Genomic DNA, 15,179 nt, shown 5'->3' with positions numbered 1-15,179 from the left:
CTCACCGTCGGGACCGAGTTCCACCTCCATCGACGAAGTGCCAGGAAAATGGGGGAGACACGACACGCCAGCGCCTTGTGCAAATCTGGACCTTTTCGGTACCATTTGGCCAACGCCTTATACGGCGGCCTGTACAGGGGAGCGTCCCGAGGAACGACCATGCAGACCAACCCCAAGAAGCATCAGGCCACTAAGCGGGTCACCCTCCTGTCAGTGGCGGTCAACACCCTTCTCGGCGTGGCCAAGATCATCGTCGGCTGGATCGTCGGCTCCGCCGCCCTGGTCGCCGATGGCATCCACTCCTTCTCCGACCTGGTAACCGACTGTTTCGTGCTCGCCGCCTCCCACTATGGTCACCAGGGGCCCGACCTCGATCACCACTACGGCCACGGCCGCATCGAGACCCTGGCCACCCTGTTCCTGGGCAGCGTGCTGATCTTCGTGGCCGGCGGTATCGCCTGGTCGAGCCTCCAGCGCCTGTTCTCCTCCGCCGAGATTCCGCCGCCCGGCGTGTGGGCAATCCTGTTGACGGCCCTGGCATTGCTCTCCAAGGAGTGGCTCTTCCACCTTACGCGCCGTGTGGGAAGACGCGTCGGCTCGAAGATGCTCGAGGCCAACGCCTGGCACCACCGCAGCGACGTGCTCTCCACTGGTGTGGTGATGGTCGCCCTGGTGGGCAGCCAGTTCGGCGCCACCTGGATCGACACCGTGGCAGCGGTAATCGTCGGGCTGATGGTCGGCAAGGTGGGCTGGAACCTACTGTGGGAGTCGAGCCGAGAGCTGGTTGACACCGCCCTGCCCGTGGCCACCCAGGAGGAGATGCGCCAGGAGGCGATGAGCGTGTCCGGCGTCCAGGGCATACACGACCTGCGTACCCGCCAATCGGCCGGGCATACCATGCTCGACCTGCACGTCGTGGTGTCCCCGCGCATCAGCGTTTCCGAAGGCCATGAGATCGGCAACGAGGTGAGCCGACGTCTGCGCAACGCCTTCCCCGCCCTCACTGACCTCACCTTCCACATCGACCCCGAGGACGACGCCGGCGGGGGCGACCCAAGCCGCTTCCCGGGACTGCCACTGCGCCCCGAGGTGGAAGCCGCCCTGGAGCAGCGCTGGGCGACGCTGGACGTCTGGCCGGAAATCCGCGAGATCGAGCTGCACTATCTGGATGACGCGGTCACGGTGGTGATCTGCCTCGACGAGCCGTCGCCCTTCGACAGCGGCACGGTGATCCGCCGCCTCGAGGACCGTGCCCGGGACATCGACTGGCTCTCCCACGTCGAAGTGCGCCGCCTGGCGGGACGCCCCTTGACTGACGGCAACCGGAAGACACCGCCGCCCTCCTCTACTTCTTCGACGGCGAGTCAGGTCACCGACTGACCAACTCGACTTTCGTATTAGCCTTGACGCGAAAACCACTTGCGACCAGCCTCGGGGGGAGCCATCATCTTCGGCCACTCGCCGGCCCGAGGCCGGGCGAGGTCGAGACCGGGGTGGCATGATCCCCTACCACTTTGACTTTCCCGATCTGGATTCGAACCCCCATGAGCAAAGTCCTGATTATCGGCGCCGGCGGCGTCGGCGGTGTCGTCACCCACAAGTGCGCCCAGCACCCCGAGGTGTTCAGCGAGATCTGTCTGGCCAGCCGCAACCAGGCGAAGTGCCGGACCATCGCGGCCCAGTTGGACCGTCCCATCCAGACCGCCGAGGTGGATGCCGATGACGTCGAGGCGCTGGTCGCACTGATCGAGTCGTTCCAGCCCGACGTGCTGATCCACGTGGCCCTGCCCTATCAGGACCTGACCATCATGGAGGCCTGCCTGCGTACCGGCGTGCCCTACTTGGACACCGCCAACTACGAGCACCCGGACGAGGCCAAGTTCGAGTACAAGGAACAGTGGGCCTTCCAGGAGCGCTACGCCAAGGCTGGCAACATGGCCACCCTGGGCTGCGGCTTCGACCCTGGCATGACCAACATCTATTGCGCCTGGGGCCAGAAGAACCTGTTCGACGAGATCCACCGCATCGACATCCTGGATGCCAACGGCGGCGATCACGGCTACCCGTTCGCGACCAACTTCAATCCCGAGATCAATATTCGCGAGATCACTGCCAACGGTCGCTACTGGGAAGAGGGCGAGTGGAAGGAGACCGCGCCGCTGGCCGAGAAGCGCACCTTCGATTTCGATGGCATCGGCGAGAAGGACCTCTATCTGCTCTACCACGAGGAGCTCGAGTCCCTCAGCCAGAACATCAAGGGCCTGCAGCGTATCCGCTTCTGGATGACCTTCTCAGAGAAGTACATCACCCATCTCAAGGTGCTCGAGAACGTTGGCATGACCAGCATCGAGCCGATCGAGTTCCAGGGCCGCGAGATCACCCCGCTGCAGTTTCTCAAGGCGGTGCTGCCCGACCCGGCCTCGCTCGGTCCGCGCACCAAGGGCAAGACCAACATCGGCGTGATCCTCGATGGCATCAAGGACGGCAAGCGGCGCAAGGTGCACATCTACAACATCTGCGACCACGAGGCCTGCTACCGCGAGGTGCAGTCCCAGGCGATCTCCTACACCACCGGCGTGCCAGCGGTGACCGGCGCCATGCTGATGCTCCAGGGCCTGTGGAAGGGCGAGGGCGTGTTCAACGTCGAGCAGCTCGATCCGGATCCCTTCATGGAGTGCATCGGCGACATGGGTCTGCCCTGGCAGATGGTCGAGCTCGACCCTGATGCCGACCCCCTGGCCTGAGCCCGACATGAGCCAGATCGACTATCCGTTCGATGCTTACCCCTTCGACATTGGGGCCTGCCCGTCGCCCGCCTATGTGGTGGACGACGCCCTGCTGCGCAACAACCTGGAATTGCTGCGGCGGGTTCAGGAGCAGAGCGGCGCACGCATCCTGCTGGCGCTTAAGGGCTTCGCCATGTGGGACACCTTCCCGCTGATCCGCCAGTACCTGGTGGGCACCACGGCGAGCGGCCAGGATGAAGCACGCCTGGGAGCGGAAACCTTCGGCGGCGAAGTGCACTGCTACTCGCCGGCCTTCACCGAGCAAGAGATGCAGGTAGTACTGCGGTATGCGGACCATATCAGCTTCAATTCCCCGGCCCAGTGGCAGCGCTTCCGCGATAACGTTTCGGAGGAGCCGCGGCAGATCTCCTGCGGTCTGCGGGTCAACCCGGAGTACTCCGAGGGCAAGGTAGCGCTCTACGACCCCTGCGCCCCAGGCTCGCGGCTCGGCACCCGGGCCGTGGACCTGGAAGGCGTGGCCCTCGACGGCCTCGAAGGCCTGCATTTCCATACCCTGTGCGAGCAGAACAGTGATGCCCTGGAGCACACCCTGGCCGCCTTCGAGGAGAGGTTCGGCCGGCATCTCGCCGGCCGGAAGTGGGTGAACTTCGGCGGCGGCCACCACATCACCCGCCCGGATTACGATATCGATCGGCTGGTGCGGGTGATCCGCGATTTCAAGGCGCGCCATCCGCACCTCGAGGTCTACCTGGAACCCGGCGAGGCGATCGCGCTCAACACCGGCTACCTGGTATGTACGGTGCTCGACATCGTCGAGAACGACGGCCCCATCGCCATCCTCGACACCTCGGCCACGGCGCACATGCCCGACGTGCTGGAGATGCCCTATCGACCCGAGATCATCGGCGCCGGCGAGCCCGGCGAGAAGGCTCACACCTATCGGCTGGGCGGGCTGACCTGCCTGGCCGGCGACGTGGTGGGCGAGTACAGCTTCGACGCCCCACTTTCGATCGGCGACCGGCTGGTGTTCACTGACATGGCCCACTACACCATGGTCAAGACCAGCACCTTCAATGGCATGCGCCTGCCGTCGATCTGCCGAATCGACGAGATCAGCCGCGAGGTGCGCACGGTGAAGACCTTCGGTTACGAGGATTACCGGCAACGACTCAGCTGAGGGGAGACGAGACATGACTCAGGTCTTCAAGTTCGGTGGTGCCTCGATCCAGGACGCCGCCGCGATCCGTCGGCTGGGTAAGCTGCTGGCCCGTTTCCCGGCGCGCCCTTTGATCGTGGTGGTCTCGGCCATGGGCAAGACCACCAATGCCCTGGAGGCGCTGCTGGCCGAGGCACGGAATGGCAAGACGGCCGACTATCATGACCGCCTGGAAACCCTGCGCCGAGACCACCTGAGCACGGTCGAGACCCTGTTCGGCGCTAAGGCCGGCCCCGTTGCGGAGCGTGTCGAAGCGCTGGTCAACGAGCTTGATCAGCTTCATCGCCAGCATGCGAGCCGGGATCGCCCATTCCACTACGATCAGACCGTCGGCTTCGGCGAACTGCTCTCCACCACCATCGTCAGCGCCTGGCTCCACGAGGCCGGCATGGCGACCGCGTGGCGGGATGCCCGAGAGTTGGTGGTCACCGACGACTGCCACCAGGCGGCCAATATCGACTGGGAGACCACCGCGAAGCGGGTGCGCGGCCTGGCGGCAGACGATGGCAGGATCCGCGTCACCCAGGGTTTCATCGGCAGCACCTCCGAGGGCGTCATGACTACCTTGGGCCGCGAGGGCTCCGACTTCAGCGCAGCAATCCTCGCCCACTGCCTGGAAGCCGAGGAAGTCACCATCTGGAAGGACGTGCCGGGGCTCTTCAATGCCGACCCGCGTCGCTTCGATAATGCGGTACAGCTCGAGCGGATCTCCTACGACGAAGCCGTGGAACTGGCCTGGCACGGCGCCAAGGTGATCCATCCCAAGACCCTGGGGCCGCTGCAGCAGAAGTCGATCCCTCTGACGGTGCGCTCCTTCGAAGATCTCGAGGCGCCTCCCAGCACCATTGGCCGGGACACGCGGTTTGACACCCAGACGCCCTCCCTTGTGCTGCGCGACGAGCAGACGCTGCTGGAGATCCGCCCCCGAGACTTCGCCTTCATGGACGAGCCCCGCCAGCACGACATCCTCGGCCGCCTCGTGGAGGCCGGGCTGCACGCAAACCTGATCGATGCCGGCGCCATGCGCCTTTCGCTGTGCCTAGACGGCCACCCCGAGCGCCTGGAGCCGCTGATCACCTCACTATGTACCGACTATGCGGTGGTGCGTCACGAAGACCTGACCCTGCTCACCATACGCCATGCCGACGATGCGCTGTTGGCAGCCCTGAGCAGCGGACGCGACAGCCTCGCCGAACGGGGCAATGCCGATACCGCCCAGCGGCTCTTTCCAAGCACCCAGTGCCAGGGAACCTGGCATATCCCTGGCTAAGGCTCAGCCCTGAGCCAGCCAGTGGCTCACGAAGATAGCTATCCGATACTGGCCATGGGCCATGGACAGGAGCGCCGGGTGGTAACGTCGCAGCTGACCGGACGTCGGGAACAACCGGAGATCAGACGGCGTCGCGCTTGCCCCCAGCGGCCGCATGCATGGCAAGGGCGGTATCCAGCATGCGATTGGAGAAGCCCCACTCGTTGTCGTACCAGGCCATCACCTTGACCAGGCGACCGTTCACCCGGGTGTGGTTGGCATCGAAGGTCGAGGAGTGGGCATCATGGTTGAAGTCGATGGAGACCAGCGGCTGGGCGTTGACAGCCAGCACCGGGGAGGCTTCGGCGGCGCTGGCCACGATCTCGTTGATTTCCTCCCGGCTGGTATCGCGTCCGGCGGTAAAGACCAAGTCGACCAGGGAGACGTTGATCACCGGCACCCGAATGGCCAGACCATCGAACTTGCCCTCGAGTTCCGGCAGCACTAGGCCCACCGCGGCGGCGGCGCCGGTCTTGGTGGGGATCATCGAATGCGTCGCGCTACGCGCCCGGTAGGGATCCTTGTGGTAAACATCCGACAGGTTCTGGTCGTTGGTATAGGCGTGGACCGTGGTCATCAGCCCGTTCTCGATACCCACCGCCTCATGCAACGCCTGGGCCACCGGGGCCAGGCAGTTGGTGGTGCAGGAGGCGTTGGAGACCACCTTGTGCTCGGGCGTGAGCACGCCTTCGTTGACGCCATACACCACGGTGGCGTCGGCATCGGGGCTCGGCGCCGAGATCAGCACACGCTCGGCGCCCGCTGTGAGGTGCTTGGCGGCAGCCTCGCGCTTGGTGAAGAGGCCGGTGCACTCCATCACCAGGTCCACACCCATCGACGCCCAGGGAAGTGCCGCCGGATCCTGTTCGGAGAGGATGGCAATGCGCTGGCCGTCCACGGTCATGCTCTGCTCGTCGTGCTCGACGGTGAAGGGAAAGTGACCGTGCACGGTGTCATGGCGCAGCAGGTGTGCATTCAGCGAGGGGTCGCCGAGGTCATTGATGGCGACCACCTCCACGCGGTTGCGATAGCCGTTCTCGTAAAGGGCACGCAGCACGTTGCGGCCGATGCGGCCGAAACCGTTGATGGCGATCTTGAGCGTCATGGCGTTGTTCTCCTCGGTCCAGTAGCGTTCTATGGGGCATGGCGGAACCGATAGGCAAGGGAATTCTAGCGAGCTTCTGGCTCGGTCGTGCCTGCGCGGTGGCCAAGCGTCACCTACCCCATAATGTGGACCAGGTGTGTGTGGGTCTCAAGGCTTTTTTAGTAACTTTACAACATATGCGTTTTTATCCTGAAGTCAGCCAACACTACCTTGTCCCATGCGCATAGCAGCATTGCTTGGAAAATCGACCTGGCGACAGCATGCCAGGAAGCCCCGAACACCGAACTTAGTATAGTAAACTTACACTAATAGCGTTATCGTGACCCGATAGCAACCCGCGCCCACCGGAGGAGCCCGACATGTCGACCACCCCACTGCACACCCCCATTCGTCGCACCAAGATCGTCGCCACCCTGGGCCCGGCCAGCGACCGCGAGGGCGTCATGGAAGCGATGATCAGCGCCGGCGTCGACGTGGTACGCCTCAACTTCTCCCATGGCAGCCCCGATGACCACCGCCAGCGCCTGGTACGGGTCCGCGAGATTGCCGACCGGCAGGGCAAGAGCGTCGCCGTCCTGGGTGACCTCCAGGGCCCCAAGATCCGCATCGCCCGCTTCAAGGAAGGGGCCGTGAAGCTCGAGGAGGGCCAGTCGTTCATCCTCGACATGGGCCTTGGCAACGACCAGGGCGATGCCAGCCGCGTCGGCTGCGATTATAAGACCCTGGCCGACGACGTTGCCCCCGGCGACCGCCTACTGCTCGACGACGGCCGCCTGGTGCTCGACGTCAACCGGGTCGCCGACCACCTGATCCACACCAGCGTGGTGGTGGGCGGCACGCTCTCCAATAACAAGGGCATCAACAAGCAGGGCGGCGGTCTCTCGGCTCCGGCCCTCACCGACAAGGACAAGGTCGACCTGGAGACCGCCGTGGCGATCGGCGTCGACTACCTGGCGATCTCCTTCCCGCGCAGTGCCGCTGACATGCAGGAGGCTCGTGAGCGGCTGGGCGAGGCAGGCAAGGAGATCGGCCTGGTGGCCAAGCTCGAGCGCGCCGAAGCGGTGGCCGACGACGAGACGCTGGACGCCATCATCCGCGCCAGCGAGGCGGTGATGGTGGCCCGCGGCGACCTGGGTGTGGAGATTGGTGACGCGGCGCTGATCGGTACCCAGAAGCGCATCATCAAGCAGGCCCGCACGCTGAACCGCGCGGTGATCACCGCCACCCAGATGATGGAGTCGATGATCGACTCGCCGCTGCCCACTCGCGCCGAGGTGTTCGACGTGGCCAACGCAGTGCTCGACGGCACCGATGCGGTGATGCTCTCCGCCGAAACCGCCGCCGGTGACTTCCCGGTGGAGACCGTCGAGGCCGTCAATCGGGTCTGCCTGGGCGCCGAGCGCGAGCGGCGCATCCAGGAATCCGGCCACCGCATCCACGAGGGGTTCTCACAGATCGACGAGACCATCGCGCTCTCCGCCATGTACGCCGCCAACCACCTCTCGGGCGTGGCCGCCATCGCCTGCATGACCGCGTCCGGCTTCACGCCGCTGATCGCCTCGCGGATCAGTTCGGGGCTGCCCATCGTCGGCCTGGCTCACAATCCGGTAGCCCAGCGACGGATGGCGCTTTTCCGCGGGGTGGTTTCGCTGCCCTTCGACACCAGTGAGATGACTGCCCAGGAGCTCAATGACCGTGCGCTCCAGCGTCTCGTGGAGCAGGGCATCGCCGCCCCCGGCGACCACGTGATCCTCACTCGGGGCGACCACATGAACGCCCATGGCGGCACCAACACCCTGAAGATCCTCGTCGTGGAAGCCGGCCATGAGTGACATCCGCCCACCGCGCAACGTGCAGCGAACACTGCCGGCTCGCAAGCGCATCGCCCTGGTCGCCCATGACGGCAAGAAGGAGGAGCTGCTGGAGTGGGCGGCTCGCTGGCGGGAGACCCTGGCCAAGCACAGCCTGATCGGCAGCGGCACCACGGCCGGGCGCGTCTCGCGTACCCTGGGCCTCGAGGTGGAAGGCCTGATGAGCGGCCCACTGGGCGGCGACCAGCAGATCGGCGCCCGCATCGCCGAACAGAAGCTCGACCTGCTGATCTTCTTCTGGGACCCCTTCGCGCCACAGCCCCACGACCCCGACGTCAAGGCCCTGCTGCGTCTGGCAGCGTTGTGGAACATTCCGGTGGCCTGCAACGCCGCCAGCGCCGACTTCTTGATCAGTTCTCCCTGGCTCGGCCAGGACTACGAGATGAGCATCCCCGATGCCGGCGCTTGGGTCTCCTCCCGTACCAACTGATCACCCTCCCTGCCGAGGCATCGACAAGGATAACCACTCGCAAGAGGTCGTCCCCCGAAAGGAGCCGACTTCAGCGTCGTGTCGCCGCACGCGTGCCAAGCCTGTGACCCAGCCAGGCGCCCGCCAGCCACAGGGGCACGCTGGCCAGCACATAGCCCAGGGCCAATCCGGGGCGACCAGCCTGCCACAGCTGCAGGGTCTCGAGGCCAAACAGGGAGAAGGTGGTAAAGCCGCCACAGAAGCCGCTCACCAGGAAGGGCTGCCAATGCGCGACCCTGTCATGGGGGCGGTGAGTGGCATAGGTAGCGAAACCGACAATCAGCCAGGAACCAAGGCCATTCACTGCCAGGGTGGCCCAGGGGAAGGCCGACCCTATGAGCGCCAACGAGACCAGGTAACGCAGCGCGGAACCCAGGGCACTGCCCAGCCCCACGGCGCCATAGACACGCCAGGCGATCATGGCAGGCCCCCTGTCAGCCAGGCGCCTGCCAGCAGTGCCGCGAACCCGGTGACCAGGGTCAGGGCGACGTAGCCCAGAGCCGCCGCGAAGCGCCGCTGCTGCCAGAGCGTCAGAGTCTGCAGGCTGAAGGAGGAGACGGTGGTGTAGCCCCCCAGCACGCCGATGGCCAGCAGCGACCAGGCTGGTCTCGCCTCGGGGCCAGGCAGGCCCATCCCTCCAACCAGCATGCCCATCAGCAGGGCGCCACTGAGGTTGACCACCAGGGTTCCCCAGGGAAAGCCGGCCCCCAGATAACGGACCACGAGATTGCCCACCGCCAGACGCGACATGCCGCCCAGCCCTCCGCCACCGGCCACAGCCAGCAGCAGCAACGGGTCGATACTCATCCATTCCCCAGTGCCAGGATCAAGATCTTCGAACGATGGCGAACAGGCGCCAAAAAAAACCACCCGGTTAAGGGTGGTCAAAAGTATCGCATGCTTGCCTTGCAGGGGCAGCGACCCTTGGGCCGCTGAAAAACAATATTGGCACATCATTGCCATCATGTACAATCCGTGTACATAAAAAGCGGTCACAGTGTCGGCTCGTGGCCATGAGCCAAAGTCCGTATCATGCTGATACTCGAGCGCAACCCTGATACCACATCGCCAACACGCCAAGAGACGGAGGTCACAGCGTGAACCCATTGCGAGCCCTTCCTGCCATCCTCGGCTGGCTGCTGATTGCCCTGGTGGCATTCGCCGCTCCGGCCCAGGCCCAGCAGGCCGACGCCGGCAGCGAGCCACCGGCCTACTCGACCCTGGCCGACCTGCTCGAAAACGAGCAATCACGCCAGCAGCTGATCGACCAGCTGCGCGGCATGGCCGGTGACGTCGCCGCCTCCGAGACCGCCGCCGCAGAGGAGAGAAACGCCAGCACCGAGCCCTCACTGCCCCGGCAACTGGCCGAGGCCACCAGCGGTGTCGTCGGTGATATCGGCAGCCAATTCACCAGCCTGGTGGAAGTGCTCAGCGGTCTGGTCACCGGCAGTGCCGAGGCAACCAGCAGCTTTGACATGACCGCCTTTACCAGTGCTGCCATCAACCTGGGGCTGGTGATACTGGCCACGATAGTGCTGTTCCTGGTCATTCGCCGTCTGGCACGTCCGCTGTTCACGCGCATCAGCCAGTGGTCGCTCAACGGCCAGGGGCTGACGCCGGTCCTACGCCTGGTGCTCTGTGTGGCCCTGGCGGCGGTGATCGACGTGGCGGTAGTGGCCTTGGCCTATGTGGGTGGCAACCTGATCGCCACCTTCGCGGTAGGCGAGACCGGCGAGCTGTCCACCCGCGCCTCGCTGTTCCTCAATGCCTTCCTGGTCATCGAACTGCTCAAGGCTGCCGTGCGAATGCTGTTCTCCTCGCGCTACGAGGGGCTGCGTCTGCTGCCGGTGAATGCCGGGGACGCCTCCTACTGGAACAGCTGGATTGCCCGCCTTATCGGCATGGTCGGCTACGGCCTGATGGTGGTTGTGCCGCTGGTCAACGTCTACTTGTCTCCGACCATGGGCGAGAGCATCGGCACCCTGATCATGGTCAGCGCCTTCATCTACGCGGTCGCCGTGGTGCTGCGCAACAGGGTTCGCCTCCGTGATGCTCTAAATCACAAGGCCAGCAACGCCACCATGGCAGCCAGCCGGGTCTCGCTGCAGCTGTTCGCCCGCACCTGGCACCTGTTTGCCCTGGCATATTTCCTGATGGTCCTGGTCCTCACCCTGACCCGCCCCGAAGACGCCCTGCCTTTCGTGCTTTTCGCCACCCTCAAGACCCTAGCGACTGTCGTAGTGGGCTTGCTGGTCTCGAGCCTGCTGACCCAGACCATTGGCCGGCGCATCCGCCTGGGCGACGACCTGCGCCGCAAGCTGCCGCTTCTCGAGCCGCGGCTCAATAGTTACGTACCCAACGCCCTGCGGGTCATTCGCACCCTGATCCTGATCACGGTGCTGCTGGTGGTGCTGAACGCCTGGGGCGCCTTTGACCTGGCGGCCTGGTACGCCTCCGAAGCAGGTAGCGGCCTGGTAGGCAAACTGATCAGCGTGGCGGTAATCCTGGTATTCGCCGTGGCCGTATGGCTGGGCCTGGCCAGCCTGATCGAGCACAAGCTCAACCCGGAGACCGGCGGCGGTGTTCCCTCGGCCCGCGCCCAGACCCTGTTGGCGCTGTTCCGCAACGCCCTGGCCATCGCCATCATCACCATGACGATGATGATCGTGCTGGCCGAGATCGGCATCAACATCGGCCCGCTGATTGCCGGTGCCGGTGTACTCGGCCTGGCCATCGGCTTCGGCTCCCAGAAGCTGGTACAGGACATCATCACCGGCATCTTCATCCAGGTAGAAAACGCCATGAACACCGGGGACGTGGTCACGGTGGGCGGCATCACCGGCACCGCCGAGAAGCTCAGCATCCGCTCGGTGGGCATCCGCGACCTCTCCGGCACCTACCACCTGGTACCCTTCTCCAGTGTGGATACCGTCTCCAACTACATGCGCGAGTTCGGCAACCACGTGGGCGAGTACGGCATCGCCTACCGAGAGAGCATCGACGAGGCCATCGAGCAGCTCAAGCTGGCCTTCGAGGACCTCAAGGCCAGCGAAGAGCACGGCCACAAGCTGCTGGAGCCGCTCACCGTGGCCGGTGTCGTGGCCCTGGCCGACAGCTCGGTGAACATCCGGGTGGTCATCAAGACCACCCCGGGCGACCAGTGGGCCGTGGGCCGCGCCTACAACCGCCTGGTCAAGCTGCGCTTCGACGAGGCCGGCATCGAGATTCCCTTCCCGCATACCACGCTCTACTTCGGCGAGGACAAGGCGGGACGCTCACCGGCCGCCAACGTGCGGGTGCTGGAGCCCAAGGGGCGGCAACGCACGGGAGATGCGCCCCAGGGGGATGATCCCGGGCATGGCATTCAGGAGACCGCCGACCCCGAGCATCGCACTCCGACCGGAGGCGATGTCGAGGAGTCCTGACGACCCGGCAACTCTCCCACCTCAGCGAAACGCGGGGCTGCCGAAAGGCAGCCCCGTTGACGTTTCGGGTGAGATGTCTGCGGGTCGCGGTGCGAAAGGTCCGTCGCCACGGAGCGGACAGCAGAAGGGGCGCCAGATGGCGCCCCATGGGGTAGGAATCGAAGAGTGGATCACTGACCGGTGAGGCGACTGGCCATTCAGGCCGTCTTGCTCTTCGCCTCCTGAGGCTCCTCGCTGGGCTGAGGTAAGGAAGGCAGCGACTTGTCGAGCAGCTCCACGCTCTGCCGGTAGAAGAGCTGGCTCTTCTGATGCTCGCCCAGGTTGGCATAGAGCCTGGCCAGCTCGGCACAGACCACTCCGCTGGGCCGCTGCTGCTGGCTTGCCTCGAAGTACTCCTGGGCCTTGCCCCAGTAGGCGTTGCGCAGCGACAGGCGCCCCAGGGTCAACAGCAGGTCCGGATCGTTGGGCCGCTCCTGCAGCCACTTCTCGGCCACCACCAGTTGCCGGCGAGAGTCCACGTCGAGCAGGCCATAGCGCAGCACCAGGCGACTGTCCCAATGCTCCTTGAGCGAGTGGCGCAGCAGCCGCTCGGCGATGCCCTCCTCGTTGCCTCGCACCAACGCCTCGGTATAGATCACGATCAGATCGGTGTTGGACCGAAGATGGTCCGGCATGTCGGCCCAGAGGTTGCGGACCCGCTCGATGTCGCCGGGATTGCGCGCCTCCTGGCCGATCAACTCGCGGTAGGCGCGCAGTTCTAGCTGCTCACGCTCCTCGCGGGAGATCAATTGCTGAGCGCCCAAACGAGGCATCAGGCGGCGCAGGCCATCCCAGTCGCTGACGCTGAGGTAGGCCTGCTTGAGCTGCTTGAGCACCTGGGGGTGATTCGGCAGGTGACGATCGAGACGAGTAAGGATCGCCAGCGCCTCCTCGTACTGCTGGCGGTCCAGCATCAACTGGGCCTGCATCATGCCCACCGCGGTATCCGCACCCTCGGTACTCAGGTGGGCCCGCTTGAGCAGCGTATCGGCCTGCTCGTAACGCCCCTGATAATGGGCCGCGAGGGCCGCCGAGAGGTAGTTGACGAGTGGCGTGCTGGAATCGTCCGCCGCCTTGACCAGCGCCTTCTCGGCCTTCTTCCAGCGGCCCTCGGCCAGCGCCACCAGGCCACGCACGGTGCGCTTCATGGCATTACGGTTGCGGGCACGGCTGTTCCACACCTTGAAGCGGCTCACCGGGCGCGACAGGCGCATCAACAGCCTCAGGCCGAAGTGCAACACGATGAAGACGGCCAGCAGGATAACCAGGCCGAACCAGAAGGAGGTCTGGTAGGAGGTGTCGCCCACCCGCACCAGCCAGTAGCCGGGTACCGACATTATCAGCTGGCCGAACAGCGCCCCGAGCGCCAGGCCCAGGACTACGATCAGAATCAGCTTTCTCATGCGTCATCTCCCTGGCCGTCGTCACTACCCTCGAAGCGCCGCTCGATGAAGGTCGCCAGCGCCTGCTGGGAGCCGCTGATGTCGGGAAGTTCCGGCCGGATGCTGCGCTGCTTGAGCTCCTCGAGACGCTCGATCACCGCCTGGACGCCGCTGGCGCTGGTGTCGTAGTAGCCGCGAATCAGCGTCAGGGCCTTGTCGAGGCTGGCCTCATAGAGCTCCTGTTCCTCTTTGAGCAACGCCAGCTGGGACTGCTCGAGCACCAGGCGCACGCTCTGGCGCAGGTAGGATTCCTGCTCCGGCGAGATCAGCGCCTCAAGGGCCTGGTCGTGCTGACGAATGGTGACCAGGTCCTTGAGCTCGCCACCGAAGCGTGCCAGCTGTTCCTGCCAGCCACCCGAGGGGGCCTCCTCGAGGGCGTCAGCGGCGGCGACTTCTTCGACATCTTGGGCCAGCGGCTGGCTGGCGAGCTGCTCCTGCTGGGCATTGAGCGCCAGGTAGAGGCCGGTGCGGTCGACCTGGGGCACCGAATCCAGTGCGGCAAGCTCGGAGGCGATCTCGCGTCGCACCGGCATCAATGCCGGATTGTCGGCCTCGCTCAGCCGCTCGTCGGCGGTGCGCAGCAGGGCGGCGGCGCCCTCGACATCGCGCTCCAGCTGCAGGCGCTGGTTGGCCAGGCGCAGCAGGTAGGCAGCCTCGGCGTGCAGCCAGTCACGTTCGTCGGCGGTCTGCTCACGGGAAAGCTCGTCGAGCACCTGGTCCAGGGTCTCGTTGACGCTACTGCGATAGTCGGAAAACTCGCCGCGCAGGTCGGAAATGGCCGAGTCGAGGGCCGCGTCACGTTCGCTCTCCGCGCTCTCGAGCCGTCCCTGCAGATCACCGAAGTCCGACTGGAGCTCGCCGATCTCCGACTGGCTGGCCACATCGCCGGGCAAGGAGCCCAGGCGCTGCTGCTGGGAGTCGAGCTTCTGCCAGGCCTGCCAGCCGAACAGCACCACCCCGATGGCCAGCAGGATCACCAGCACCAGGGCCAGGACCCCGGCCTTGCCGCCACCCTTGCCACCGCCCTTGCCACCGCCCTTGCCACCGCCCTTGCCACCATCGGCACCGGGCGTGGCCCCCGCCGAACCACCACCCGCAGGGGCGCTCGCGCCACCGCCACCGGCCTTGCCCGCCTTGGTTGAAGTGTCGGCTTTCGCGGGCTTGTCGCTGCCGCTCGAGGTAGCGGGCTTGGCGCTGGCCACCTGATTCGGGGCGGGCTTTTCAGCGGCAGGCTTTTCTACGGCTGGCTTGTCCGCGGCAGGCTTGTCGTTGGCGGATGCCGGCTTGTCGCCCTTTTCCGGGCGACTGGCAGACGTATCGGCCTTGGCGGGAGACGACTCACCGCTGCCGGCCTCGCGAGACGCGGCGGGCGCCTCGGCGGTGTCCGGCTTGCCCTGCGGCGCGCTCGCGGCCTGCTTGCCGCCGGCCTTGTCATAACGCCGTGAACGACGCCGGCCGGAAGCGGTCGGCTTGCCAGCCTCGCCCCCCGAGCTCGCCGATTCCGCGCCGGAGGGCGCCTGCTGTTCGTCCTGATCGTGTGGTTGCTTGCTCATCTT

General features: G+C 65.5%; 12 protein-coding genes. 7 read left to right on the top strand and 5 right to left on the bottom strand.

Annotated features, from left to right (window positions below):
* The first annotated feature begins 159 nt into the window (after positions 1-159).
* From BMY30_RS11625 to BMY30_RS11610, 4 genes are all read left to right on the top strand, one after another.
* Positions 160-1,380 (top strand): cation diffusion facilitator family transporter, encoded by a 1,221-nt coding sequence (locus BMY30_RS11625; RefSeq protein ID WP_089713834.1) that lies wholly within the window; start codon positions 160-162, stop codon positions 1,378-1,380.
* Between the two features lie 164 nt (positions 1,381-1,544).
* Positions 1,545-2,744: a saccharopine dehydrogenase family protein gene (locus BMY30_RS11620; protein WP_089713832.1), complete on the top strand. Its 1,200-nt coding sequence runs from the start codon at positions 1,545-1,547 to the stop codon at positions 2,742-2,744.
* A gap of 7 nt (positions 2,745-2,751) precedes the next feature.
* Positions 2,752-3,924 (top strand): carboxynorspermidine decarboxylase, encoded by a 1,173-nt coding sequence (gene nspC / locus BMY30_RS11615; protein WP_089713904.1) that lies wholly within the window; start codon positions 2,752-2,754, stop codon positions 3,922-3,924.
* 13 nt (positions 3,925-3,937) lie between these two features.
* Positions 3,938-5,233, top strand: coding sequence for an aspartate kinase (locus BMY30_RS11610; RefSeq protein WP_089713830.1), 1,296 nt, complete (start codon positions 3,938-3,940; stop codon positions 5,231-5,233).
* Between the two features lie 121 nt (positions 5,234-5,354).
* On the opposite strand, the gene gap is transcribed toward BMY30_RS11610, so the two are convergent.
* Entirely contained in the window at positions 5,355-6,377 is a 1,023-nt protein-coding gene (gene gap, locus BMY30_RS11605) for a type I glyceraldehyde-3-phosphate dehydrogenase (RefSeq protein WP_089713828.1), read from the bottom strand.
* Between the two features lie 359 nt (positions 6,378-6,736).
* Here gap and pyk point away from each other — a divergent pair, with 359 nt between their 5' ends.
* Together pyk and BMY30_RS11595 are read left to right on the top strand one after the other, a co-directional pair.
* Complete coding sequence (gene pyk / locus BMY30_RS11600; RefSeq protein WP_089713825.1) at positions 6,737-8,209, top strand: pyruvate kinase; 1,473 nt, start codon at positions 6,737-6,739, stop codon at positions 8,207-8,209.
* A complete protein-coding gene (locus tag BMY30_RS11595) occupies positions 8,202-8,678 on the top strand; it encodes a methylglyoxal synthase (RefSeq protein WP_089713823.1) in 477 nt (158 codons plus the stop codon). The genes pyk and BMY30_RS11595 overlap by 8 nt, the downstream gene beginning before the upstream one ends.
* Before the next feature lie 70 nt (positions 8,679-8,748).
* Here the strand turns inward: BMY30_RS11595 and crcB are convergent, their stop codons facing one another.
* The gene (crcB, locus tag BMY30_RS11590; RefSeq protein WP_089713821.1) at positions 8,749-9,138 is read right to left on the bottom strand and encodes a fluoride efflux transporter CrcB; all 390 of its coding nucleotides are present in this window, start codon (positions 9,136-9,138) and stop codon (positions 8,749-8,751) included.
* On the bottom strand, positions 9,135-9,524 hold the full coding sequence (locus tag BMY30_RS11585; RefSeq protein WP_089713819.1) for a fluoride efflux transporter FluC: 390 nt from the start codon (positions 9,522-9,524) through the stop codon (positions 9,135-9,137). The genes crcB and BMY30_RS11585 overlap by 4 nt, the downstream gene beginning before the upstream one ends.
* A gap of 290 nt (positions 9,525-9,814) precedes the next feature.
* On the opposite strand from BMY30_RS11585, the gene ybiO reads away from it, so the two are divergent.
* On the top strand, positions 9,815-12,142 hold the full coding sequence (gene ybiO / locus BMY30_RS11580) for a mechanosensitive channel protein (RefSeq protein WP_089713817.1): 2,328 nt from the start codon (positions 9,815-9,817) through the stop codon (positions 12,140-12,142).
* A gap of 197 nt (positions 12,143-12,339) precedes the next feature.
* On the opposite strand, the gene BMY30_RS11575 is transcribed toward ybiO, so the two are convergent.
* Together BMY30_RS11575 and BMY30_RS11570 are read right to left on the bottom strand one after the other, a co-directional pair.
* Complete coding sequence (locus BMY30_RS11575) at positions 12,340-13,584, bottom strand: heme biosynthesis HemY N-terminal domain-containing protein (RefSeq protein ID WP_089713815.1); 1,245 nt, start codon at positions 13,582-13,584, stop codon at positions 12,340-12,342.
* Positions 13,581-15,176, bottom strand: coding sequence for a uroporphyrinogen-III C-methyltransferase (locus BMY30_RS11570; protein ID WP_089713813.1), 1,596 nt, complete (start codon positions 15,174-15,176; stop codon positions 13,581-13,583). Before BMY30_RS11570 ends, BMY30_RS11575 begins: the two co-directional genes overlap by 4 nt.
* Positions 15,177-15,179 lie beyond the last annotated feature (3 nt).

It is taken from the genome of Halomonas daqiaonensis (genome assembly GCF_900109725.1).
In the GTDB taxonomy this organism is placed as follows: domain Bacteria; phylum Pseudomonadota; class Gammaproteobacteria; order Pseudomonadales; family Halomonadaceae; genus Halomonas; species Halomonas daqiaonensis.
This window is presented reverse-complemented; position numbering and strand designations above follow the sequence as displayed.

What these genes read in the sequence shown, in the direction of transcription:
- nspC (WP_089713904.1), top strand. Translation starts at nt 2,752, where the DNA reads ATGAGCCAGATCGACTATCCGTTCGATGCTTACCCCTTCGACATTGGG.
- BMY30_RS11610 (WP_089713830.1), top strand. Translation starts at nt 3,938, where the DNA reads ATGACTCAGGTCTTCAAGTTCGGTGGTGCCTCGATCCAGGACGCCGCC.
- pyk (WP_089713825.1), top strand. Translation starts at nt 6,737, where the DNA reads ATGTCGACCACCCCACTGCACACCCCCATTCGTCGCACCAAGATCGTC.
- BMY30_RS11585 (WP_089713819.1), bottom strand. Translation starts at nt 9,524, where the DNA reads ATGAGTATCGACCCGTTGCTGCTGCTGGCTGTGGCCGGTGGCGGAGGG.
- crcB (WP_089713821.1), bottom strand. Translation starts at nt 9,138, where the DNA reads ATGATCGCCTGGCGTGTCTATGGCGCCGTGGGGCTGGGCAGTGCCCTG.
- BMY30_RS11575 (WP_089713815.1), bottom strand. Translation starts at nt 13,584, where the DNA reads ATGAGAAAGCTGATTCTGATCGTAGTCCTGGGCCTGGCGCTCGGGGCG.
- BMY30_RS11620 (WP_089713832.1), top strand. Translation starts at nt 1,545, where the DNA reads ATGAGCAAAGTCCTGATTATCGGCGCCGGCGGCGTCGGCGGTGTCGTC.
- BMY30_RS11595 (WP_089713823.1), top strand. Translation starts at nt 8,202, where the DNA reads ATGAGTGACATCCGCCCACCGCGCAACGTGCAGCGAACACTGCCGGCT.
- gap (WP_089713828.1), bottom strand. Translation starts at nt 6,377, where the DNA reads ATGACGCTCAAGATCGCCATCAACGGTTTCGGCCGCATCGGCCGCAAC.
- BMY30_RS11625 (WP_089713834.1), top strand. Translation starts at nt 160, where the DNA reads ATGCAGACCAACCCCAAGAAGCATCAGGCCACTAAGCGGGTCACCCTC.
- BMY30_RS11570 (WP_089713813.1), bottom strand. Translation starts at nt 15,176, where the DNA reads ATGAGCAAGCAACCACACGATCAGGACGAACAGCAGGCGCCCTCCGGC.